16 protein-coding genes and 3 tRNA genes are annotated in these 24776 nt (G+C 43.4%); 14 read left to right on the top strand and 5 right to left on the bottom strand.

Features of this window, described 5'->3' with window-relative positions; genetic code table 11:
* The first annotated feature begins 6 nt into the window (after positions 1-6).
* From ptsP to recD, 11 genes are all read left to right on the top strand, one after another.
* On the top strand, positions 7-2253 hold the full coding sequence (gene ptsP, locus Xind_RS02560) for a phosphoenolpyruvate--protein phosphotransferase (RefSeq protein ID WP_187649403.1): 2247 nt from the start codon (positions 7-9) through the stop codon (positions 2251-2253).
* 84 nt (positions 2254-2337) lie between these two features.
* Entirely contained in the window at positions 2338-3243 is a 906-nt protein-coding gene (gene lgt / locus Xind_RS02555) for a prolipoprotein diacylglyceryl transferase (RefSeq protein WP_187649402.1), read from the top strand.
* Entirely contained in the window at positions 3240-4034 is a 795-nt protein-coding gene (gene thyA, locus Xind_RS02550) for a thymidylate synthase (protein ID WP_047679357.1), read from the top strand. The genes lgt and thyA overlap by 4 nt, the downstream gene beginning before the upstream one ends.
* Before the next feature lie 348 nt (positions 4035-4382).
* A complete protein-coding gene (locus Xind_RS02545; protein WP_156115320.1) occupies positions 4383-4889 on the top strand; it encodes a prepilin peptidase-dependent protein in 507 nt (168 codons plus the stop codon).
* Positions 4886-5524 (top strand): prepilin peptidase-dependent protein, encoded by a 639-nt coding sequence (locus Xind_RS02540; protein WP_047679359.1) that lies wholly within the window; start codon positions 4886-4888, stop codon positions 5522-5524. Before Xind_RS02545 ends, Xind_RS02540 begins: the two co-directional genes overlap by 4 nt.
* On the top strand, positions 5517-5978 hold the full coding sequence (locus Xind_RS02535) for a YgdB family protein (RefSeq protein WP_338114327.1): 462 nt from the start codon (positions 5517-5519) through the stop codon (positions 5976-5978). Before Xind_RS02540 ends, Xind_RS02535 begins: the two co-directional genes overlap by 8 nt.
* Entirely contained in the window at positions 5975-6346 is a 372-nt protein-coding gene (locus Xind_RS02530) for a prepilin-type N-terminal cleavage/methylation domain-containing protein (RefSeq protein ID WP_047679363.1), read from the top strand. The genes Xind_RS02535 and Xind_RS02530 overlap by 4 nt, the downstream gene beginning before the upstream one ends.
* Positions 6339-9719: an exodeoxyribonuclease V subunit gamma gene (gene recC / locus Xind_RS02525; protein ID WP_187649401.1), complete on the top strand. Its 3381-nt coding sequence runs from the start codon at positions 6339-6341 to the stop codon at positions 9717-9719. Before Xind_RS02530 ends, recC begins: the two co-directional genes overlap by 8 nt.
* Before the next feature lie 31 nt (positions 9720-9750).
* Entirely contained in the window at positions 9751-12636 is a 2886-nt protein-coding gene (gene ptrA / locus Xind_RS02520; protein WP_187649400.1) for a pitrilysin, read from the top strand.
* Entirely contained in the window at positions 12633-16292 is a 3660-nt protein-coding gene (gene recB / locus Xind_RS02515; protein WP_187649399.1) for an exodeoxyribonuclease V subunit beta, read from the top strand. The genes ptrA and recB overlap by 4 nt, the downstream gene beginning before the upstream one ends.
* Complete coding sequence (recD, locus tag Xind_RS02510) at positions 16289-18181, top strand: exodeoxyribonuclease V subunit alpha (protein ID WP_246432447.1); 1893 nt, start codon at positions 16289-16291, stop codon at positions 18179-18181. The genes recB and recD overlap by 4 nt, the downstream gene beginning before the upstream one ends.
* A 36-nt stretch (positions 18182-18217) precedes the next feature.
* Here recD and argA read toward each other — a convergent pair whose 3' ends face one another.
* Entirely contained in the window at positions 18218-19561 is a 1344-nt protein-coding gene (gene argA / locus Xind_RS02505) for an amino-acid N-acetyltransferase (RefSeq protein ID WP_187649398.1), read from the bottom strand.
* 300 nt (positions 19562-19861) lie between these two features.
* On the opposite strand from argA, the gene amiC reads away from it, so the two are divergent.
* Entirely contained in the window at positions 19862-21109 is a 1248-nt protein-coding gene (amiC, locus tag Xind_RS02500) for an N-acetylmuramoyl-L-alanine amidase AmiC (protein WP_187649397.1), read from the top strand.
* Positions 21110-21140: 31 nt separating this feature from the next.
* Here the strand turns inward: amiC and Xind_RS02495 are convergent, their stop codons facing one another.
* The 4 genes from Xind_RS02495 to Xind_RS02480 form a co-directional block, all read right to left on the bottom strand.
* Positions 21141-21896 carry a hypothetical protein gene (locus Xind_RS02495; RefSeq protein ID WP_047679375.1) on the bottom strand — a complete coding sequence of 252 codons (756 nt, stop codon included), beginning with the start codon at positions 21894-21896 and terminating at the stop codon, positions 21141-21143.
* 247 nt (positions 21897-22143) lie between these two features.
* A tRNA-Met gene (locus Xind_RS02490) sits at positions 22144-22220 on the bottom strand.
* Positions 22221-22282: 62 nt separating this feature from the next.
* Positions 22283-22359: transfer RNA gene (locus Xind_RS02485), tRNA-Met, on the bottom strand.
* Positions 22360-22423: 64 nt separating this feature from the next.
* Positions 22424-22500 (bottom strand) — tRNA-Met (locus Xind_RS02480).
* A gap of 224 nt (positions 22501-22724) precedes the next feature.
* Between Xind_RS02480 and mltA the strand changes: the two genes are divergently transcribed.
* On the top strand, positions 22725-23822 hold the full coding sequence (mltA, locus tag Xind_RS02475; RefSeq protein WP_187649396.1) for a murein transglycosylase A: 1098 nt from the start codon (positions 22725-22727) through the stop codon (positions 23820-23822).
* Between the two features lie 138 nt (positions 23823-23960).
* Positions 23961-24773, top strand: a complete 813-nt coding sequence (tcdA, locus tag Xind_RS02470) for a tRNA cyclic N6-threonylcarbamoyladenosine(37) synthase TcdA (protein WP_047679379.1) — start codon at positions 23961-23963, stop codon at positions 24771-24773.
* The last annotated feature ends 3 nt before the right edge of the window (positions 24774-24776 follow it).

Here is a 24776-nt window from a genome sequence, read left to right as displayed (position 1 = left end):
ATCGTTATGCTCATGCGCTTACGGGAAATTGTTGAAAAGGTTGCGATGGCAACAAATTTATCGGATGCGCTTGGGCTATTAGTCAATGAAACCTGTTTAGCAATGAACACGGAAGTTTGTTCTATTTATCTGGCAGACCATCAGCGTTGTTGCTATTACCTGATGGCGACTAAGGGGTTAAAAAAGCCAGAAAAACGTGTAATCAGCCTCGCCTTTAATGAAGGTGTTGTGGGTGAAGTCGGGCGTTTGTCGGAATTAATCAACCTTGCTGATGTGCGTGACCATCCTAGTTTCAAATATATTCCTCAAGTAAAAGAAGAAAATCTGCGGGCCTTTTTAGGGGTTCCAATTATTTATCGTCGCCAATTGCAAGGAATTTTGGTTGTTCAACAAAATGAACGCCGATTATTTGATGAAAGTGAAGAGTCCTTTATGGTGACACTTGCTATGCAATTGGCTGCGATCCTTTCTCAAGCGCAGATCCGGGGACTGTTTGGTCAGTATCGCCAGACACGTATCAAGGCACTGGCGGTTTCCGATGGCATTGTCATGGCACAGGGATGGCAGGATTGTTCTCAGCCATCGCTCGAACAAGTATTTGAAGCATCAACACTGAATTATCAGGCTGAACGTTCTCGTTTGACCCAAGCCCTTGAACTGGCAACCGCAGAATGTCGTCGAATAAGTAAACGATTTACAGCCAGTTCACAAAAAGAAAGTGCTGCCATTTTTGATCTCTATTCCCATTTATTGAACGATCCCAAACTTAAACAGGATCTGTTTCATTCCGTTGATAGCGGCTTTATCGCAGAATGGGCGGTTAAGGCCGTGATTGAGAAATATGCAGAACAATTCGCCAGCCTGCAAGATGCTTATATGCGGGAAAGAGCCTCTGATTTACGCGCACTTGGGCAACGGGTATTGTTCCATCTGGATGATTCTTTTACTGGCAACAGCCAGTGGCCTGAACATTTCATTCTGGTTGCTGATGAGCTCAGTGCCAATTTACTGGCCGAAATACCACAGGATAAGCTGGCTGGTGTCATTGTACGGGATGGGGCAACGCACTCTCATTCCGCAATATTGGTCAGGGCAATGGGTATACCTGCGATTATGGGCGCAGACATTCAACCAGAACTACTGCATAACCGGATGTTGATTCTGGATGGCTATCGCGGAGAATTTTTTATTGAACCAGAGCCACTGGTTGTTCAGGAATATCGCCAACTTATTGAAGAAGAGCAGATGCTCAGCGAATTGGCTGAAGGCGAATTGCAACAAAAAGCACGTCTTAAGAATGGGGAAAGAGTATTTGTTCAGCTCAATGCGGGTTTGAGCTTGAAATATGAGCAACACATGGGTGATAGTATCGATGGTGTCGGGTTGTATCGTACTGAGATCCCTTTTATGTTGCATAGTGGTTTTCCATCCGAAGATGAACAGAAAAACCGCTACCAAGAAATGCTCACACTTTTTCCTGATAAGTCAGTCGTATTGCGGACGTTGGATGTTGGCGCTGACAAAAACCTTCCTTATATGCCAATTAACGAAGAAAACCCTTGTCTTGGCTGGCGGGGAATTCGCATTACCCTGGATCAGCCGGAAATATTTTTGATTCAGCTCAGAGCTATGCTGAAAGCCAATGTACAGACGGAGAACCTGAAAATATTGCTGCCGATGGTGAGCAGTATTGAAGAGATTGACGAAGCCAGGAAGTTGATCAACAGGGCAAAAGCAGAAGTTGAACGATCAGTTGCGACAACTATTACGATGCCACAAGTCGGGATCATGGTAGAAGTTCCTTCCTTGATCCTGCTGCTGCCACAATTGAAGAAACGCGTTGATTTTATCTCTATCGGTACAAACGATTTAACCCAGTATTTACTTGCGGTAGATCGTAATAATACACATGTCGCTTCTCTGTATGACAACCTGCATCCGGCAGTAATCAGAGCGTTAAAACAGATTATTGATGAAAGCCGGCGTATTGGCTTACCCGTTAGTGTTTGTGGTGAAATGGCAGGTTTGCCGATGGGGGCGCTGATTTTGATAGGTCTTGGTTATCGTAGCCTGAGCATGAGTGGTCGAAGTGTGCCGCGTATCAAGTACTTGCTGCATCATTTAGATTCGGACGAACTCAACTATTTTGTCAAAGAAGTATTAGAGGCGGAAACCAGCCAACAAGTGAGAGAGATTTCCTCTGCATTTCTGGAAACCCACGGTCTTGGTGGGTTGGTGCGTGGTGGCATTTAAGCGCCCATGCTATTATTTACGATTATTTGTCTTAGGGCATTAACACACAAATTCATTCACACAACATATTATTAGTGGGGAACGATGAGCACTAGCTACCTGGCATTTCCTAATATTGACCCTGTCATATTTTCAATCGGCCCCGTATCTCTCCACTGGTACGGTTTTATGTATCTGGTTGGTTTTGTTTTTGCTATGTGGTTAGCAAATCGTCGTGCGGCAAAACCAAACAGTGGCTGGAATAAGAACGAAGTAGAAAACTTGCTGTATGCAGGTTTTGCCGGGGTATTCATTGGTGGGCGCCTCGGTTATGTTCTGTTCTATAACCTGCCGATGTTCCTGAATAATCCTTTGTATCTGTTTAAGGTCTGGGACGGCGGAATGTCTTTTCACGGAGGATTGGTTGGTGTCATTTGTGCAATGTGGTGGTTCTCGCGCAGAACGAAACGCCACTTCCTGCAAACTGCTGATTTTGTTGCGCCACTGGTTCCTTTTGGCTTAGGTATGGGGCGTATCGGTAACTTTATTAATGGCGAGTTGTGGGGGCGTGTCACGCTTGATACACCGTGGGCAATGCTGTTTCCGGGTTCCCGTAGTGAAGATATTGCATTGGCAACCACCAATTCCTCGTTATGGCCTGTTTTGGAAAAGTATGGTGTCCTGCCGCGTCATCCTTCACAACTGTATGAAATGGTGCTGGAAGGCATTGTGCTGTTTATCATCCTGAATTTATTTATTCGTAAGCCACGCCCGATGGGAAGTGTCTCAGGGTTATTCCTGATTGGTTACGGTGTATTCCGTATCATCGTTGAGTTTTTCCGTCAACCTGATGCTCAACTTGGATTATTTGAAGGGATCAGTATGGGGCAAATCCTTTCCATGCCAATGATTTTAGCGGGGATTCTGATGATGGTATGGGCATATAAGTGTTCCCGCAACAACAATACTCGTAATAATACGCGAAATGATAAGGTACAAGAGGCAAAATGAAACAGTATCTGGATTTAATGAAAAAAGTGCTGGAAGAGGGTGCAGCAAAAGATGACCGTACAGGCACAGGGACACTTTCAATCTTTGGTCATCAGATGCGTTTCAATTTGCAAGAAGGTTTTCCGCTGGTAACAACCAAACGCTGCCATCTCCGCTCTATTATTCATGAACTGTTGTGGTTCCTGAACGGTGATACCAATATTAAATACCTGCATGATAATAGCGTTACTATCTGGGACGAATGGGCTGACGAAAATGGTGACTTAGGGCCAGTTTATGGTAAACAATGGCGCTCCTGGGGAGCAGCGGATGGTCGTCAGATTGATCAGCTAACCAATGTTATTGAACAATTAAAGAGTGATCCCGACTCCCGCCGGATCATTGTTTCTGCATGGAATGTTGGCGAATTGGACAAAATGGCTTTGGCACCCTGTCACGCATTTTTCCAGTTTTACGTGGCAGATGGCAAACTGTCTTGCCAGCTTTACCAGCGTTCCTGTGATGTATTTTTAGGATTACCATTTAACATTGCCAGCTATGCTTTGTTAGTTCATATGATGGCTCAGCAGTGTGATCTGGAAGTGGGGGATTTCGTCTGGACTGGCGGTGATACCCACCTTTACAGCAATCATATGGAGCAGACGAAACTGCAATTGAGCCGTGAACCCAAAGCGTTGCCAAAGTTGGTTATTAAGCGTAAGCCCGCATCTCTGTTCGATTATCGATTCGAAGACTTTGAAATTGTCGATTATGATCCGCATCCGGGTATTAAAGCCCCGGTGGCGATTTAATTCTGCATTATTTTTTCCATCCCTCTTTAGGGATGGAAAAAATATTTATCCGAAAAAATAATTTAGAATTTTAATTCATACCCTTATATTTCTGCCTGAAACTCATCTATTTCCTATTTCCTATTTCCTGATCACCAAGTCGAAGTCGTTAATTTGTGCAAATTTTAATCTCATTGGTCATGTTGTTGGACTGGCTCGCAAATAGAATGTAACAGAGCAATATACTGAGATTTCTCTTCAAATCTCCTCGCATAAATAAAAAATTACGCTTTTTATTTTCTTCCAAATTGAAGATATTTTCGCCAGCGAGAATTTAAACCAGTAAACAGAGAAATAGGCTGGATGCTGATGAGCGATAAGTACACTAACCGGCAAAGCGGATTTACATTGTTAGAGTTAATGATAGCAATGATATTAATTTCAATGAGTTTGCTCTACGGATTGCATAGTTGGGTAAATTACCAGAGTGGCTTGCAGTTGCAATCAGCCGTGCAGAATGTGTTGTCTTTTATGGAAAGGCAGCAGGCTCTGGCGAATTATATGAATCAGGAACGAACATTGTGGCTGGTGACTGGGCAATCCTGGTGTCTTGTTTCCTCAATTACCGTGAGTACAGATTGCAATGAAGGGGAAGGAGAGCGTGTCAGTTCACCACATGATGATGTGCTTCTGGTATCAACAACCAGTAAGCGAATCGATTTTTATGGTGTCAGAAATACCGCGATGCCAGCCAGCTTTGTACTGGCAAATTCTGCCGGAGAAATAAGTATCGTCATTTCAGGGAGAGGGCGAATCAGGACATGCAGTAATCATATAAATCAGCTTCCTGATTGTGGAGACATCAAAAACTCATGATATGGGCTATAAGCTGTTTCAGGCGAAACTGTTCCAGAGAAAATCAGTCAGGTTTTTCTCTGCTGGAAGTTCTGGTTGCTATGTTGATTGGCAGCGTAATTTTTATTGCGATGGCAAAGAGTTATCCTGTTTTATCCGGCCAGATACTCGATCTCTACCGTCAATACCGTCTCCACTACCTGGTGAATCGGGTAGCTCATATGATGGAAAAAGATCTCAGGCGGGCAGGCTATTGTCAGGACAGTAAACAATGTAAAGGAGAAGCGTTGGTGATTCAAAATAAAAATACCGAAGCTACCCATTCCTGTTTTATTGTCGCTTTTGACCTTAATTTAAATAATCAATGGGAAGAGCCTGAGCACACAGCCTCTGAATTTTTTGGTTACCGATTAAATAATCGTGCTCTTGAATGGAAAAGAGGAGCAGGAAATTGTCAGGAAAATAACTGGGAACGGCTTTTTGATCCCAAAGAAGTCACTATTGACACTTTTCACCTTGAAAAATCACAGTCAAAAAATAGGCTGATATTTATAACATTGTCCATCAAAGCCAGTTGGGTGAAATCTCCTTCTGTTGTTTATCACTACCAAACCATAATTCGGTTGCGCAACATAAGGAAATCACCTGGTGCATGACTTAAGCCAACAGCATAAAGACCAAAAAGGTAATGCTCTGTTGGTATCGATTCTTATGATGCTGACATTAAGTTTAATGACGCTGAAAGCACTGCATTACCAGCAAGAAAATGCCATGTTGATGATGTTTGATGAACAGAAATATCTGAATGCTTTTCAACAGGCAGAGTCATCATTGGCATGGGGTTCAGTACAGTCATGGCCGCTTCATTCACGGGAGTTGGGGAGCTGGATCTGTTTACAGAAATCAGGATCTTATTTGCAAAGTTGCCTCAGGCGTTATCAGGATGATCTTTTTCTGTTAAAGGGAATAGCATCGTTTTCTGCCGGAGAACATCTTGAACTTTATCAATGGATGAAACAGATGAAAGGTTCAAATCAGGATACACTTACTCCTGTTAAAAGTGGTTGGTTAGATTTTTGTCCTGTCATACCGGTTGAATTTTGTTTATGAAAATATTTCGCAGGCATAAGCAGCAGAATGGCATAAGTTTGCCGGAAGTCATGGTGGCATCTGTCGTGTTTGCTGTCTCGCTGTTAGGTTTAATGCGTTACCATCAGGCACTGTTATCAAATTTCCAGCAGTATTGGTTACAACTTAAGGCAGTAAAACTGGCACATGAGCAGTTGGAACAATATGAGTCATTAAAAGGAAAGATGATTGAAGGTGAAAAGGGATCACAACAAGGGTGGGAAACGGAGTTTCGACAGGAATTTCATCCATTGGGGTGCTATCAGATAACGGTAACTGTGACAAAAAGCTATAATCCTTCAGGTAAATTAGAACGCTGGTTTTGTGCAAGCGGGAGCATTGATGTTTAAAGTTTATCATTCAAATCAACTCGATATTCTGAAAGAGTTGATGGCGATATTTATCAGGGAGAACCCCCTCGCTAACCCATTTGACAAAGAAGTGATCCTGGTTCAAAGCCCCGGTATGTCACAGTGGCTGCAAATTCAACTGGCAGAGAAATTAGGGATTGCTGCAAATATGGAATTTCCTTTGCCGGCAACGTTTATCTGGCAGATGTTTACACAGGTATTGCCTGATGTTCCCAGAGAAGGTGCATTCAGCAAAGATGCCATGAAATGGAAACTGATGACACTTCTACCCAACCTGTTAACTGAGCCTGAGTTTGTGGCACTCAGACATTATCTCGATCAGGATCATGATAAACGTAGGATCCATCAGTTGGCTGGCAGAGTTGCTGACCTGTTTGACCAATACCTGGTTTATCGTCCTCAATGGCTGGAGAGCTGGGAAAGTGGGCAACTCATTGATGGACTAAGTGTGAACCAGGAATGGCAGAAACGGTTATGGATCGAGTTGATAGCGTACACGTATCAACTACAGCAACCTCTGTGGCATCGTGCCAACTTATATCATCGCTTTATTTCAGCATTGGAAGATGGAAATTTTCCACAGGAAAAACTGCCTTCACGGATCTTTATTTGTGGCATATCTTCTTTACCTCCCACTTACCTGCAAGTATTCAAGGCACTGGGTAAGCAGATTGATATCCACCTAATGTTCACTAACCCGTGCCAATATTATTGGGGTGATATTCAGAATTACGCATTTCTTGCTAAATTGAACAGCCGTAAACCTAGACATTACCGCAGTCAGCAATCATTAGAACGATTCAGAGATCCAGATAGTGCGCAATCCCTTTTTAATGAAGAAGGGGAACAGAATCTGAGTAACCCTTTACTGGCTTCATGGGGAAAATTAGGAAGAGATAATCTTTACCTGTTGTCCCAATTGGAGCCGGATGCTGACATCCATGCTTTTGTTGAACTGGAGCCAGATTGTATTCTGCATCAACTCCAGCGGGATATCTTGCATCTTGAAGATCATGCTCAAATTGGCTCTACAGAAAGCACATTCAAAAATAGTCTGAAGAAACGACAGATTGTCTGGGAAGATCATTCTCTGTCTTTTCATTCGTGCCACAGTCCACAGAGAGAAGTCGAGGTTTTGCAGGATCAAATACTGCGTCTGTTAGATGATAATCCTTCTCTGACACCGAGGGACATTATTGTCATGATGGCTGATATCGACAATTATACGCCCTATATTCAGGCCGTATTCGGTAACGTACCGGATGAACGTTATATTCCTTTTGCCATTTCTGATCGTAAAGCCCGTCAGGCACACCCGGTATTGCAGGCTTTTATTACTTTATTGGATTTACCTCAGAGCCGTTTTACAGCCGAGCAGGTATTAGCATTATTGGAAGTACCTTCTCTGGCTGATAAGTTCGCAATTCAGGAAGATGGGTTACGTTTATTGCGGCGTTGGGTAAAGGAATCCGGTATCCGTTGGGGGCTGGATGATGACAATATTGAAGCGCTGTCATTGCCTGCCACCGGGCAGAATACCTGGCATTTTGGTCTGACACGCATGTTGCTAGGTTATGCAATGGATAGCCACGCAGGCCCGTGGAATGAGGTTTTACCTTATGATGAATCCAGTGGCCTTGCCGCAGAACTGGCCGGGCAACTGGCTGAGTTTTTGATGGAATTAAATCGCTGGCGCAGGATTCTGAGTGAAGAGCAATCATTGACGGACTGGCTTGGTATTTGTCCACAATTGCTGGAAACCTTTTTTATTGCGGATAATGAAACCGAGCTGGTATTGGCATTGATCATCCAGCAATGGCAGAAGGTGATTGAGAATGGTTTGCATGCACATTATGACAAAAAAATACCCCTGATCTTACTGCGTGATGAGTTAGCTCTGCGTTTTGATGATGAGAAGATCAGCCAACGTTTTCTTGCGGGTTCCCTGAACTTTTGTACTCTGATGCCAATGCGCTCTATTCCCTTTAAAGTTGTTTGTTTGTTGGGAATGAATGATGGTATTTATCCACGAACAATCCCACCACTTGGCTTTGATCTGATGACAGAAAAAAGCCAGAGAGGGGACAGGAAACGGCGTGACGATGACCGTTATCTGTTTCTGGAAGCATTGATATCAGCAGAAGAGTGTTTGTATATCAGTTACATTGGTAAATCAATTCGCGATGATACAGAATGTAACCCTTCCGTATTGGTTAACGAACTGCTGGATTATGTTTGCCAGAGTTGCTGCTTGCCGGGAGATGAGATGCTCAATGTGGATGACAGTGCAAAAAAAGTCAGAAATCATCTGTTGCGGCAACATACGCGTGTCCCTTTTGCCACGGAAAACTTTCAACCCGATCATGAGCTACAAAGTTATGCGGTTGAATGGCTACCGGCAGCCAGTTTGCAAGGCATTTCCCCCGTTCATTTTGGTCAGCCGTTAGACTGCGATACTCGTGAGATAACAGAAGTGGCGTTGGATGATCTGGTTCGTTTTTATCGCCATCCGGTCAGGGCATTTTTTCAGCAAAAATTGAAAGTCCATTTTGTTATTGAAGAAACGGAATTACCTGAGGAAGAGCCTTTTGTATTGGATCATTTGCAGCGTTATCAATTCAATCAATTGTTATTGAACATTTTGCTTGAGCAGGGGCAACCTGACTCATTGTTTTATCACCTCCGTGCATCAGGTGGGTTGCCACACGGTGCATTTGGTGAAGTATATTGGCGGAATCAGCTTGAGGCGATGCAGCCATTGGCAGATAAGGTACGAGAGGAGAGAATGGACTCTTCTGTCATAGCATTACGCCATGAATTAGATGCTGTTACTCTGACCGGAAAAATTAACCAAGTTCAATCTGACGGAATTTTATGTTGGCGTCCGGCGAACTTAACTGCCAATGATGGTATCCAACTATGGATTGAACATCTTGCTTACTGCTTCTCAGGAGGAGAAGGTGAAAGTCGCATGTATGGAAGGGAAAGCAGTGTATGGCATTTTTCACCATTGACAACCGATGAAGCCAAGAACTATCTGAATCAGTTGGTTGCAGGCTATTTTCAAGGGATGTCCGAGCCTCTTCCTCTGTTCTGCCGAAGTGGTTGGGCATGGCTGGAGGCTTGTTACGACAAGGAAAGCCAGCAGATTAATTTTAGTGAGGAAGCTCAGCAAAAAGCGGAAAGCAAATTAATGCAGCAATGGCTAGGAACACAAGGAAAAAAGGGTGAATTTAGTGATGCTTATACTCAAAGAGCTTTCAGGCAGGTGGATCAATCATTTTGGGTACGCATGAAACGCGAAGTGCAGAACTACTTGTTGCCTATGGCGTACTATTTAAAGAAGAAATAGCTTAAAGAAGAAATAGGGAGAATATTAGGTTATGCCTAAATATGTTATTCGCATCACGATGATGCTTTTTCTACTTTTCTGGGGAGAAACAACATATGCCGAATCGCCTTGGCAACCGTTACCGGAAACCATTCATAAAAGTGAGCGTGATTTCCGTGAATATAAAGCTATCCAACTGAAAAATGACATGACAGTTCTGCTGGTTTCAGATGAAAAAGCAGTTAAATCATTGGCGGCTGTGGCAATCCCCGTTGGTCATATGCAGAATCCAGATAATCAGCTTGGACTGGCACACTATTTGGAACACATGGTATTTATGGGGTCTAAACGCTATCCTCAGCCCGGCAGCTTTGATGGTTTCTTACAGAAACATGGAGGGAGCGGCAATGCCAGCACTTCACCCAACCGCACAGCCTTTTATTTGGAAGTTGAGAATGGTTCTTTGGCAGAGGCGACAGATCGTCTGGCCGATGCACTTGCAGAGCCTTTGTTAGATCCTGAGAGTACTGATTGGGAGCGCCATGCCGTTGATAACGAAATGACCATTGCTCGTGCCGGAGAAGGGCACCGCATCTGGCAGATCCGTTCGGAAACCTTGAATCCGGCTCATCCGAATTCCCGTTTTGCGGGGGGAAATCTGGAAACCCTGAAAGATAAACCAGACAGTAAGTTACAGACTGCACTGGTTGATTTTTATCAGCGTTATTACTCTGGCAATTTGATGAAAGGTGTCCTGTATGGAAATCAGCCGATAGAAAAATTAGCTCAGATTGCGGTGGATACTTTTGGCCGTATTCCGAATCGACATGCTTCCGTCTCTGCCATTACGGTTCCGGCGATAACAGATAAAGAAAGAAATGTCATTATCCATTACGTGCCATTTAAACCTTATAAATCGTTGCAACTGGAATTCAGCATTGCCGATAATAGCGCTGATTTTCGCAGTAAAACTGATGCCTATATTGGCTATCTGATTGGTAACCGCAGTGAGAATACCCTGTCTGACTGGTTACTGAAACAGGGGCTGGCCGAAGGGATCAGTGCCAGTGCTAGCCCGAAAACAGATGGTAATTCCGGTTCATTCAGTATTTATGTCACATTGACAGACAAAGGGCTTGAGCGGCGTGATCAGGTTATTGCGGCTATCTTTTCTTACATTAACCTGCTGAAGCAAAAAGGCATTCAAAAAAGCTATTTTGATGAAATGGCTAAAGTATTCAATTTATCATTCCAGTATGCCTCAATCGTACGGGATATGAACTATATTCAGTCGTTAGTTGATGCCATGTTACAGGTGCCTGTTTCTCATGTGGTGGATGCTTGCTATCTTGCGGATGAATATAACCCTCAGGCTATTGCCAGCCGTTTGGCTCAATTGACACCTGAAAATGCTCGCATTTGGTTTATCAGCCCGAAAGAGCCACATAACAAAGAGGCTTATTTTGTTCAGGCACCTTATCAGGTTAATAAAATCACTCAACAACAGCGTAATGAGTGGCAAAAACTGGAGAAAGGTATTTCATTCTCTTTACCAGAACTGAACCCTTATATTCCTGATAATTTGTCCCTGATTAAGACATCTGGCAGCCAGAAACATCCCAAAATGATTCTGGAACAGCCGAGTGTTCGTCTGCTGTATATGCCAAGCCAATATTTTGCCGATGAACCGAAAGCAAGCATCGCATTGGCTCTGCGCAATGCTGATGGTGTGAAGAGCGCCAAAGAACAGGTGACTTACGCTCTGTTGTCTTATTTGTCTTCTCTTGCACTGGATCAGCTTGGTTATCAGGCGTCCGTCGGAGGTCTGGCGATGACAACCGAGTATAGTGATGGGTTGCAAATCGGGGCATATGGTTATACCCAACATTTACCTGAATTGTTAACTTCTGCTATCAGCCAGTATATGGCATTTATACCAACTCCGGCTGAACTGAAACAAGCGAAGTCTTGGTATCGTAACCAGTTGGAAATCGCCAATGAAGGCAAAGCCTATGAAATGGCAATGCAGCCGGTTTCTCGTTTATCCAATGTTCCTTATATTGAACAGTCTGAACGCTTAAAAGCGATGGATAGCATCAATGTTGATGATATTGTTAAATACCGTCATAAGATGATCCACAATTCTGCTTTACAGGCGGTCGTCTTCGGTAATTTAACCGAAAAACAGAGTATTGATATTGTTATATCTGCGCATAAGCAGCTCGCCAACCAGGGTACTGTGTGGTGGAGTGGCGAAAATGTCGAATTGAAACGTAATTATGCTGTTAACTTTGAAGGCACTTCCAGTAGCACTGATAATGCACTGGCGGAAGTCTACATCCCGACGGGATATGATCGCATTAATGGATATGCCTATTCTAATCTTCTGAGTAGTATTTTATCGACTTGGTTCTATGATCAATTAAGAACAACAGAGCAATTGGGTTATGCGGTTTTTGCCTTCAATACAAGGGTAGGAGAACAATGGGGGCTCGGCTTCCTGTTGCAGAGTAACAGCGAACAGCCTGATTACCTGCACCAGCGTTACCAGAGTTTCTATCAGCAAACTAAGAAAAAATTGCAGGCAATGTCTGATGCAAATTTTGAGCAGTATAAAACAGTATTGCTGACAGAGATGCGCCAACCACCACAAACGTTTTCTGCGGAAGCATCCCGTTACGGCAGTGATTTTGGTCTTAATAACTTCAAATTTGATTCAAGAGAGAAAATGATTGCCTCTCTTGAAAAAGTGACGAAAGCACAATTGATTGAATTTTATGATAAAGCAGTCATGAAACGTCAGGGTTTAGCACTGATTTCACAAATTACAGGGAAGAAAGGCTCACTTCATCAATATGCAGAGTTGAAAGGCTGGAAGACTTACCCGAATGTATCCGCTTTTCAGAAACAATTACCGATTAAGGTGAATGCTCAGTGAGCACAGAAATACCCCGTAACATAACGTCTCATAAACTTAACCCGTTAACATTGCCGCTGCATGGTCAGCGGCTGATTGAGGCTTCAGCAGGTACGGGAAAAACCTACACGATAGGTTTACTCTACCTGCGTTTGTTACTCGGATTGGGCGGCAATGCCGCCTTTTCCCGTCCGCTTAATGTTGAAGAGATCTTGGTTGTAACATTTACCAAGGCAGCAACAGATGAATTGCGTGGACGTATTCGTAAAAATATCCACCAGTTGCGACTGGCATGCATTCGGCAGAATAACGCGGTAAATGATCCGGTTTATCAGCAATTGCTGGCAGAGATCCCCGACAGGCAAAGTGCGGCGGATTGGTTACTGGCTGCTGAACGTCAAATGGACGAAGCGGCAATTTACACCATTCATGGCTTCTGCCAGCGCATGTTGGTGCACAATGCGTTTGAATCCGGCATTCTGTTTGAGCAAACGTTGATTCAGGATGAATATCCACTTCGAAAGCAAAGTTGTGCTGATTTCTGGCGGCGCCGCTGTTATCCGTTGTCGCTATCAATGGCGACGGTGATCAGTCAGGAATGGAGTGGGCCAGATGCTCTGTTGGAAGATATATCTGATCATCTTCGAGGGGATATTCCATATATCATCAACGCGCCGGACGGTGATGAAACCTTAGTTAGCCGCCACGAAAAGATTATTGCTTTGATTGATGGGGTCAAACAGCAGTGGAATGAGGCTGTACAGGATTTACAAGCGCTGATTGGTAATTCTGGGGTAGATAAGCGCAGTTACAGTAAGAATAATTTACCAAATTGGCTGAATAGCGTTTCTGAGTGGGCTAAATCACAAACCAGAGATTATCAACTTCCTAAAGACTTGGATAAATTTTGCCAGTCAAGATTGGAAGAAAAAACCAAAAAGGGTGACGTTCCCCGGCATCCCGTGTTTACGGCCATTGATGACTTATATCAACAACCACTAACCATACGCGACATCATCATCTCCAAAGCGATTGTTGAAGTACGCCAGTCCATCAATCAGGAAAAACTGATGCGTGGGCATATGGGCTTTGACGACTTACTGACGCGATTGGATACCGCTTTGAAGCGTGAAGGTGGAGAAAAACTGGCGGAAACCATCCGGCAACGTTACCCCGTTGCGATGATCGATGAGTTTCAGGACACTGACCCGCAGCAATACCGAATTTTTCAGGCCATATATCGTCATCAAGCGGAAAATGGTTTGTTGTTCATTGGTGACCCCAAACAAGCAATTTATGCATTTCGCGGGGCGGATATTTTCACCTACATTCAGGCGCGTGCCCAAGTGAGTGCGCATTACACGTTGGAAACTAACTGGCGTTCTTCTGCTCCGATGGTACAAGCGGTCAATAAGTTGTTTTCCCATACAGAGCGTCCGTTTCTGTTTGACCAAATTCCGTTTATTCACGTCAACTCAGCAGAGAAAAATCACGACCTGAAATTATTGCTCCATGAGCAGGAACAAACAGCCTTGCAGTTCTGGTTCCAGTCTGGAGAGGGAGTTTCAAAAAGGGATTACGAACAGGGCATGGCACGATTGTGTGCTGCTCAAATCAGAGATTGGTTACTGGCAGGGCAGGAAGGGAATGCGCTGTTGCAACGGGGTGAAAAAAGCAGGCCTGTTACAGCGGCGGATATTACGGTACTGGTGCGTAGTCGCAGTGAAGCCGCATTGGTTCGTGATGAGTTGAATAAATTACAGATCCCATCTGTCTTCCTTTCCAATCGTGAGAATGTATTTGATACGCCAGAAGCTAAAGACTTGCTCTGGCTTCTGCAAGCGGTGTTATCACCAGAAAAGGAACGTGTACTCAGAAGTGCATTAGCCAGTAGTTTATTTGGCTTAAGTGCCCGGCAGATTGATCAGCTAAACCATGATGAAACAGCATGGAATACGTTGGTGGATGAGTTTGACAGTTATGCCCGGTTGTGGCGCTTACGTGGTGTTTTGCCGATGTTACGGGCAGTCATGGGAAAATACCGAATTGCAGAGAATCTCTTGGCAGGATATGACGGTGAGCGTCGTTTGACTGATATTATGCATATTAGTGAACTGTTGCAGGAAGAATCGTTGCAATTGGATAGTGAACATTCAGTGGTTCGCTGGCTGGCACAGCAGATTTCCCGTCCTGATCCACAGTTAGAAAGTCAGCAAATGCGTCTGGAAAGTGATAAACATCTGGTTCAGATTTGTACCATCCACAAATCAAAGGGGCTCGAGTACCCTTTGGTCTGGCTGCCTTTTATTTGTAGCTTCAAAAAACAGGAACGGGCTATTTATCACGATCGTCAGAATTTTGAAACCCATTTCAGTATCTTTGAGGATAGTGAAAAACTGGCATTAGCCGATGAAGAGCGGTTGGCGGAAGATTTGCGTCTGCTCTATGTGGCTTTAACGCGAGCGGTGTATCACTGTAGTGTCGGTGTTGCGCCATTGATTCAGGGGAATAAGAAAAAAACCGGGGATACGGATTTACATCTTTCCGCCCTTGGTTATTTGGTGCAAAAAGGGCAGAAAGGTGATGCAGCGTTACTGGAATGTAGCTTAAATGAACTCAAAGATGACAATATTCAGGTGATACCGATAAAGGATATTGGAGATGAAAGATGGGAACCCAGAAGTGAAGATGTGTTATTGCTGGCTGCCAGAAAATTCCGGCGCGCCATTCGGGATGACTGGCGGGTAACCAGTTATTCCGGCTTACAGAGTTCAGTTTCTCATAATTATATCAGCTCTCAGGCTCATGTCAGTGCGTTTGGCGAATCAGTAGAAGTGATTGTCCAATCCATTGCACCGAAACTTGATATTGACGTTCGTGGTGAAAAACAAGTTGAACCATCAATGCTGATGACACCGCATACTTTTCCGCGCGGGGCATCAGCTGGAACGTTTTTACATTCAGTTCTGGAAGAGCTGGATTTCAGCTCTCGGCCGGATCAGATCTGGTTGGCGGAAAAGCTGACAACCGCAGGTTTTGATGAGAGCTGGGCATCAGTATTGCAGCAATGGATGATGGATATCCAGACCGCAGAGTTAAATGAACAAGGAATGCGGCTTGCGGATGTTCCACATTATCATCAACAAAACGAAATGCAGTTTTATCTGCCGGTTGATAATTTACTGCGTTCCAACGCATTGGATGCCTTAACCCATCGTTATGATCCCTTGTCAGCACAGTGCGCTCCTTTGTCCTTCCATCAGGTCAAAGGTATGTTGAAAGGGTTTATTGACTTGGTATTTTGCTGGCAGGATAAGTTTTACGTGGTGGATTATAAATCGAACTGGTTGGGAGAAAGCAGCGAATCATACACTCAGGAAGCTATGGCCTCAGCCATGATAGAGCATCGGTATGATTTGCAATACCAACTCTATACGCTGGCACTGCATCGTTATTTACGCCATCGATTGACGGACTATGATTATCGGCAGCATTTTGGTGGGGTGATATATTTGTTTCTGCGTGGCATTGATAACAATAATCCGGGACAGGGTATTTATCGCTATCTGCCACCGGTTGAATTTGTTGATGCACTGGATATGCTCTTTAGTACCGTCGATTGTACTGTTGACTGTATAAACGACGATTGTGCAACTGATGAGGAACAAAGTGCATGAGTGCAGTCATGAACGTAATGCCATTATTGCAGCAAGCTGTTGCTCAAAAATTGCTGCGTCCGTTAGATGTGCAGTTTGCCTATGCGATGATTGAAGATGAAAATCCATTATTATTGCTGATTACTGCCTATTTGAGTGCAGAAGCGGGGGCGGGTCATGTTTGCCTGCCTCTGAACAGGATTTCACCTGAACATTTATTTGAAGGGCGACATCCTGAGTTAGTGGCATCACTGTGGACTTTAGTAGGAAAACCCAGTCAACAACAAATGATTGCTGTCTTGCAGGCATGCCCGGCAATAGGCGATGGGCAGTTTCCCACACCGATAATACTTTCTGGTTATCGCCTTTACTTGCAGCGGATGTGGCAAAGTGAACGTCGGATAGCCGCGTTTTTTGCTGATGTGGCACTGGCTGATGATATTGATGAAATACAGCTACGGAACATTTTAGATGAACTTTTTGGTGTCGCTGTTGAAAGTGAAATCGATTGGCAGAAAGTGGCAGCAGCAGTGGCTGTCACCAGCCGTATTTCTGTTATCTCTGGCGGGCCGGGAACCGGAAAAACAACAACAGTAGCGAAGTTGCTGGCCACATTGATTAAATTGAATGAAGGAAATCCATTGAGTATTCAACTGGCGGCTCCTACAGGGAAAGCGGCTGCCAGATTGACTGAATCGCTTGGGGAGGCAGTCAACAAACTGGCTTTGACAGATGAACAGCGGCGGAATATCCCTGAGCAGGCACAAACCATCCATCGCTTGCTGGGAGCACAGCCTGAAAGCCAAAAACTCCGTTATCATCGTGATAATCCGCTTACCCTTGATATCCTGATTGTTGATGAAGCCTCCATGGTAGATTTACCCATGATGGCGCGTTTGATTGATGCCCTGCCAGCAAAAGCAAAAGTGATTTTTCTGGGGGATAAAGATCAGTTGGCTTCTGTAGAAGCGGGAGCGGTATTGGGAGATATCTGTCGTTTTGCTGAACAAGGATACAGTATCGATCGTGCAAATCAATTGACGAAGTTAACGGGTTGCCAGTTAGTGTCATATTCAATATCTGAGCCAGAAGATATAACTCTGACAGTGCGGGATTGTTTATGTTTGCTGCGTAAGAGTTATCGTTTTAATGCTGCCTCTGGTATTGGGCAACTGGCTTCAGCAGTCAATCAGGGGGACAGTAAGCGTGTTACAACTGTATTAAGGCAATCTCTGTCTGATGTGGACTTTAATCCCCTTGCAGAAGATGAAGACTATCAGCGTTTGTTGATTGAAACTACAGAAAGTTATTACCGCTATTTGGCGCTGGTGAACGAAAAGGCACCTGAAAAGACTATCCTGGTCGAATTTAACCGTTTCAGGTTGTTATGTGCTTTAAGAGAAGGGCCGTTTGGTGTCAGTGGATTGAACCAGCGAGTGGAACAATTGCTGCATCGTAAGGGAATGATTGCTTTACCCAAATATACGGGAAATCAGTTTATGGAGAATCGGGGCTATGCCGGACGGCCGATCATGATTTTGCGCAATGACAGCACATTGGGGCTGTTTAATGGTGATATTGGTATTATGCTTAAGGATCAGAATAATGAGTTGAAAGCCTATTTCCAGTTATCGGACGGGCAGATCAAACCTTTTCAGCCAAGCCGTTTGCCCCTGCATGAAACGGCGTATGTAATGACAGTGCACAAATCACAAGGCTCTGAGTTTGAGCATACAGCATTAGTGTTACCAACCCAGTTTTCTCCTGTTGTGAGCCGGGAGCTGGTTTATACGGCTTTGACCCGCGCTCGTGAGAAATTGACGCTATACGCACATAAGGGAGTTTTGTCTAAGGCTGTTGCGACACCCACTCAAAGGCGGAGTGGGTTAATAGAATGGCTTAAGGCATAAATCCTCAAGATTATAAACCTTCACCTATACCGTTACCTATATATGGGGGAGGTTATGTAGATCCAACATCAAGATCTTGGAACGGCGTTGGTAATTATACAGCGCCTGTTTTTCCACTGGTAACATAGTAATTTCTGCGGGTTCAAAACCTTTCTCCTGAAACCAGTGAATACTTTGAGTCGTAAGGACAAATAATTTTTCCAGTCCGATTTGTTTGGCCTGATTAATAATAGCGCCTAATAACACCTCGCCACGTGAAGAATTTTGGTAATCCGGGTGTACGGCAACACAGGCCATTTCACCGATTTTTTCCGCAGGATAAGAGTACAGGGCAGCACAGGCGATAGTGACATTATCGAGCTCTATCAGGGTAAACTTATCGATCTCCATTTCCAGTTGTTCCCGTGAGCGGCGAACCAGGACCCCATTCTGTTCCAGAGGATGGATTAGTTCGAGAATGCCTCCTATGTCGTTGATATTGGCGCGACGGATCTGTTCAGAACGCTCCATAACAATTTGGGTTCCGATGCCTTCACGGGAGAATAATTCCTGAATTAGAGAACCATCCTCCTGATAACTGATCAAATGACTGCGCCGAACGCCACGGCGGCAGGCTTTAATCGCGCCACGTAAAAAACGTACTGTCCCGGAGGAGTAATCTCCGGTACTCTCTAGTTTACTCAATAGTATTTCCCCCTCATTGGGGAAAATTTCTGATAAAGTATTCCCTTCCGTATCGGTGACGCCTTGTGATGAACAGAACCCTATCAGCTTTTCGGCTTTTAATTTAATCGCCAGTTGTGAAGCAATTTCTTCGGTTGTCAGGTTGAAACTTTCGCCAGTAACGGAAACAGCAACAGGCCCGATTAATACAATAGAATGGTTATCTAACTGTTGATTTATGGCTTCATCGTTAATCCGGCGAATTTTGCCACTATGGCAATAATCAATACCATCATCGATCCCTAAAGGTTGAGCAGTGATAAAGTTACCGCTGACCACATTAATATGGGCACCTTGCAATGGTGTATTACTGAGGCTCATGGAAAGTCGAGCTGTAATATCAAGTTGTAACACACCCGCGGACTGTTTGATCAAATCCAGTGTTTTAACATCAGTTACCCTGGTGTATTTATGATAAATCGGTTGATGATGATGTTGGGTGAGGTTCTGATCGATTTGTGGCCGGGCACCGTACACAACAACCAAACGAATGCCGAGACTGTATAATAAGCCGATGTCGTTAATAATATTAGTAAAGTTTTCATGGGCGATAGCTTCACCGCCCAACATAATGACAAAAGTTTTGTTACGATGTGCATTAATATAAGGAACCGAATGCCGGAAAATTTCAACTAATTCGGTACGGCGTTCTTTCATGATATTCCCCTCAATTGCATTTTTATTCGTATTTTTTATATTTTTATTCTTTGGGAGGGAAATGGCAAGAGGGAATATGGATAAAAACAAGGCTATTATTTATATTGATATTTATATTTGTTATCTTTCAGGTCGCGGCTTTTTTGCCTACGCTGCATCCTGAAGTTCATAGAGTATAGCTGTTCAGATAGCAGAAAAAGCTTTTTTTGATGACAGTCTCTTTATAATTAATTAGAGTCTTCCACCTAACTGTCGCTTAGATAAAAATTACTGTCTGGTTGTTTTTAAATGGAATAAATAATGAGTCATTCAGACCATAATTCTTCACGTCGCCGTTTGCTGAAAGGAGCAGCAGCCCTTTGGTTGTTAAGTATTAGCCCGATAGGTTATGCAGCAACGTCACAAGTGATTGCTGTGCGCATTTGGCCTGCATCAAGCTATACCAGAGTGACGCTGGAGTCTAATATTTCGCTTAAATACCGCCAGTTTTCACTTTCAAATCCTAACCGGATTGTGATTGATTTGCAGGGTATCCAGCTCAATAGTGTCCTGAGTAGTATGGGATCGCAAGTTCAGCAGCGTGATCCTTATTTGAAACTGGTACGAGCGGGGCAATTTGATCCCAAAACTGTACGTTTAGTGTTTGAAATTAAGCAGCCGGTTGCGCCACATATTTTTACTTTGCCACCTATTGCGAAATTCAAACATCGTTTGGTGTTAGATTTCTATCCAAAAGTAGCGAAAGTCAATGATGATCCTTTGCTGGCACTGCTTGAAGAGTACAACAGCGGAAATCTGGAAAAGCATATGCCACCGACAGACAGGAAAAAAACAGGCAAGGCTGGGAAGAACAGGCCAATTGTGATTATGCTTGATCCCGGTCATGGTGGTGAAGATCCTGGCGCTATCGGGAAATACAAAACCCGTGAGAAAGATGTTGTTTTACAGATTGCCCGCCGTCTGCAAGCCCTTATTAAACGTCAGCCGGGGATGAAAGTGTATATGACCCGTAATGAAGATATTTTTATTCCGCTGACAGTCAGGGTAGCAAAAGCACGTAAAATGCAGGCGGATCTGTTTATTTCCATCCATGCTGATGCCTTTACTAATCGAGCCGCTAGAGGATCTTCCGTATTTGCTTTGTCAACGAAAGGAGCCACCAGTCATGCTGCCCGTTTTCTAGCCCAAACACAGAATGAGGCTGATTTGATTGGTGGAGTGAGTAAAAGCGGTGATAAATATCTGGATCACACTATGCTGGATCTGGTTCAAACTGCGACAATTAATGACAGCCTGAAATTTGGGGATGAAGTGCTTAAACGCATGGGTAAAGTGAATAAACTGCATAAAAACAGCGTCGATCAGGCGGGGTTTGCCGTATTAAAAGCACCAGATATTCCTTCTATTCTGGTTGAAACTGCATTCATCAGTAACCTGGAAGAAGAACGCAAACTACGTACTGCGAAATTCCAGCAGCAAGTGGCTGAATCTATTTTTGCCGGTATTAAAGCCTATTTTAAAAATGGAGCAGAATTAGCACGACGGTGAAATATCCACTCCAAATAAAATAGGGAGAACATTATGGTATGTTAAATAATTGGGAAAGTGTTTCAGAGTAGTCATCTTGGCATGCATAATTCTTCCATAGAGTTGATCTTGCTTCCTCCCAGGGTGGAGTCGTTGGGGTATCATTCAGCCAAAATTGTATTTTATTAGCGACTTGAGGATATGCTCTGTGTCTGAAAAGCCATCTTAATTCTTTTCCAGTGATATTTTTATCGCGTTTATAAACTACCGTATCCATATTTATACCATCAAGTATAAAGTGGATATGCATAGCATGAGGTAAATTTCCATTGATCATGCTTGCCCATGATAATCCACCTTTACATTTTCTTCCCATGGATCTCTTATTATATTCATTGATGTTTTCAGTAACAGTTCGGTATTTATGATGACTTTTCAGATGATTAAAGAAATCATTTTTATAGAGATTATATTTGTCTTTATCTTCTTGTTTTTCGGGTATTTCATAAGAATATTTTATATAGTATTCTTCTATTCTATTTTGAAAACTGGATTTTTCCTCATTATTTATCCAATTATTGGTTTTGTTTCTTTCTTGATACTCTTTCATAAAATTTGCGATATGGTTTAATTCGGCAGGTGTTAAATAATTATCAATAAATATTGGTGGGTAAAGAGTTTTATCATTATGATTTTTGGCAATCAGAAAGTTTTTACTTTCATTAACATATTTTTTCCTGCTATCAGTTAAACCATATATTAAATCACCTTTATGAAAATATTCTCTAAAAGGACGGGAAAATGGCATGTTGCTACCTTTATTTTAGGTTGGTTTTTAAATAGCCTAACTATAATAATAAATTGTTAATTAAATGTATTGTTTTTGTATGATTTTATAAATTACTTTAATGGAGGAGAGGCTTTTTATTTACAAATAGGGGGATTGACCACTCTGCGGTTGAATATTACGTATTGAATATACACAGATAGTGAATATAAAAAGAGTAATAGATAGCTTGAAAATTTGATAAGAAGTGAGACTTTAATCAGGAAATTGGTTGCGGGGGCCGGATTTGAACCGACGACCTTCGGGTTATGAGCCCGACGAGCTACCAGGCTGCTCCACCCCGCGTCCGTCTGCAAATGCTACATCATATCTATAAAAAAACAGTATCGATAAAAACAATACTGAATTGGTTGCGGGGGCCGGATTTGAACCGACGACCTTCGGGTTATGAGCCCGACGAGCTACCAGGCTGCTCCACCCCGCGTCCGTCTGCTTGCAAATGCACATCATATCTATAAAAAAACAGTATCGATAAAACAATACTGAATTGGTTGCGGGGGCCGGATTTGAACCGACGACCTTCGGGTTATGAGCCCGACGAGCTACCAGGCTGCTCCACCCCGCGTCCGATGTCGGCACACTATACTCTGGATCGATTCCGTTGCAAGCTTTTTTGTTGATATTTACCAATTTTGTTTGTTTTTTGCTTAAAAATAAAGCTTATTGTTTTATTTTTGTTCTCATGTGATTTAAGCAGAGTCATCTATTTTTTTCTAACTACATTTTATTATTTATTGGGGTTTGATATTGTTCGCTTTCGGAACGAAATGGCGGGAGATAGAGCATTATATGAAACTTTGGGGCAAATATCTTTTATGTAGCGTTGTCGTTTTTCTGTTATCTGCTTGTCAATTGCGTCCGACGGAGCAAGGTCAGCAGTATAAAGATGGTCATTTTACCCAAGACTTCCAGCTTGTTAATACGCCAAACGCACAAGGTTCTCCCGTCAATGCCGGAGATTTTGTCACTCAGGTCAAATTAATCAACGAGTCTTCACCCCAATTGTATGCCAATCAACGCGCTACTTTTAATGCTATCGAAAACTGGGTGCAGTATGGTGGAAATATTCGCAATTTAGCTCAGTTTGGTTTGCTCGCTTACCAGATGGAAGGCGAAGATAATTACGGCAATGTCAAATTTACCGGCTACTATACCCCTATATTACAGGCTCGCCATATTAAACAAGGTGAATTTAGATATCCTCTGTACCAAATGCCAGATAAATCGTATTCCCGCTTGCCGGATCGTGCGGCTATATATAATGGGGTTCTCGATAAAAAGTGGATCATTGGCTACAGCAACTCTCTGATAGATAATTTTTTGATGGAAGTACAAGGGAGTGGTTATGTGGATTTTGGTGACGACAAACCGTTAACCTTTTTTGGTTATGGTGGAAAGAATGGTCATGCTTATCGCAGTATAGGTAAAGTGTTAATCGATAGTGGAGAAATTCCACGGGAAGAAATATCGATGAAAGCCATTCGGCAGTGGGCTGAAAAGCATAATGAATCTGAAATTCGGCAAATTCTGGAACAGAATCCTTCTTTCGTATTTTTTAAGCCTGAACCTTATACCGCAGTGCGGGGAGCCAGTGCAGTGCCTTTAGTTGCAAAAGCTTCGGTAGCATCGGATAAGGCATTAGTTCCGCCAGGAACAGTATTGTTGGCGGAAGTACCGGTATTGGATAACCTCGGCAAGTTTACCGGACAGTACCGAATGCGTCTGATGGTGGCTCTGGATGTTGGAGGCGCAATCAAAGGGCATCATTTCGATATTTATCATGGTGTTGGCAGCCGTGCCGGAGAAATGGCGGGTTTTTATAACCACTATGGACGTGTTTGGATATTGAAGAAAGCATTATCTGGCTTTTTGGCGGTAAACCAGTAAGATCCTGCTCAATTCAAACAATTGATGACTTATCTTTGCCTGATATTTTCGCGCGAAACTGCCACTAATAAATCAAAGAGGCGACGCGGAAAATAAAGTGTATCTGATGGTATAGGTTTTATTCAGGATTTATTATTGATGCAAGTTTCTCTCTCTAATGCTTATCTTCACCGTTTTGCTGGTACTGCACGATTATATGGCCAGAAAGCACTTTCATTATTCGCCCGTTCACATGTTTGTGTGGTTGGCATCGGTGGTGTCGGTTCATGGGCAGCGGAAGCGTTAGCCCGCACGGGTATTGGGGCGATTACGCTGATTGATATGGATGATGTCTGCATTACCAATACCAATCGTCAATTACATACATTAGTGCAGAATGTGGGATTACCAAAAACGGAAGTGATAGCAGAGCGGATACGGGCGATTAATCCTGAATGTCAGGTCACTTGTATTGATGATTTTGTTACGTCCGACAATGTTGCTGAATTGATATCAATGGATTTTAACTATGTCATTGATGCGATTGACAGCGTGCGTTCGAAAGCTGCCCTGCTGGCTTATTGTCGTCGTTATAAGATCCCTGTGGTAACAACGGGTGGCGCGGGTGGGCAGCTTGATCCGACCCAGATTCAGGTCGTGGATTTAGCCAAAACAGTGCAGGACCCTTTAGCTGCCAAATTGAAAGAACGTCTGAAATCTGATTATCGGGTTGTGAAGAACGGTAAAGGAAAATTGGGCATCGACTGTGTTTTCTCAACGGAACAACTGGTGTATCCACAATCTGATGGCACGGTTTGTGCGGCCAAAAGTACGGCTGATGGCTCAAAACGGATGGATTGTGCCTCTGGTTTTGGTGCCGCAACAATGGTTACGGCGACTTTTGGCTTCGTTGCTGTATCTCACGCATTGAAAAAAATGGTGGCTAAAGCGGAACGGGAAAACTGTCTTTAGTTT

The sequence above is a fragment of the Xenorhabdus indica genome (genome assembly GCF_014467235.1).
Lineage (GTDB): Bacteria > Pseudomonadota > Gammaproteobacteria > Enterobacterales > Enterobacteriaceae > Xenorhabdus > Xenorhabdus indica.
Note: the sequence above shows the minus strand (reverse complement) of the source record. Positions and strands in the feature narration are given on the sequence as shown.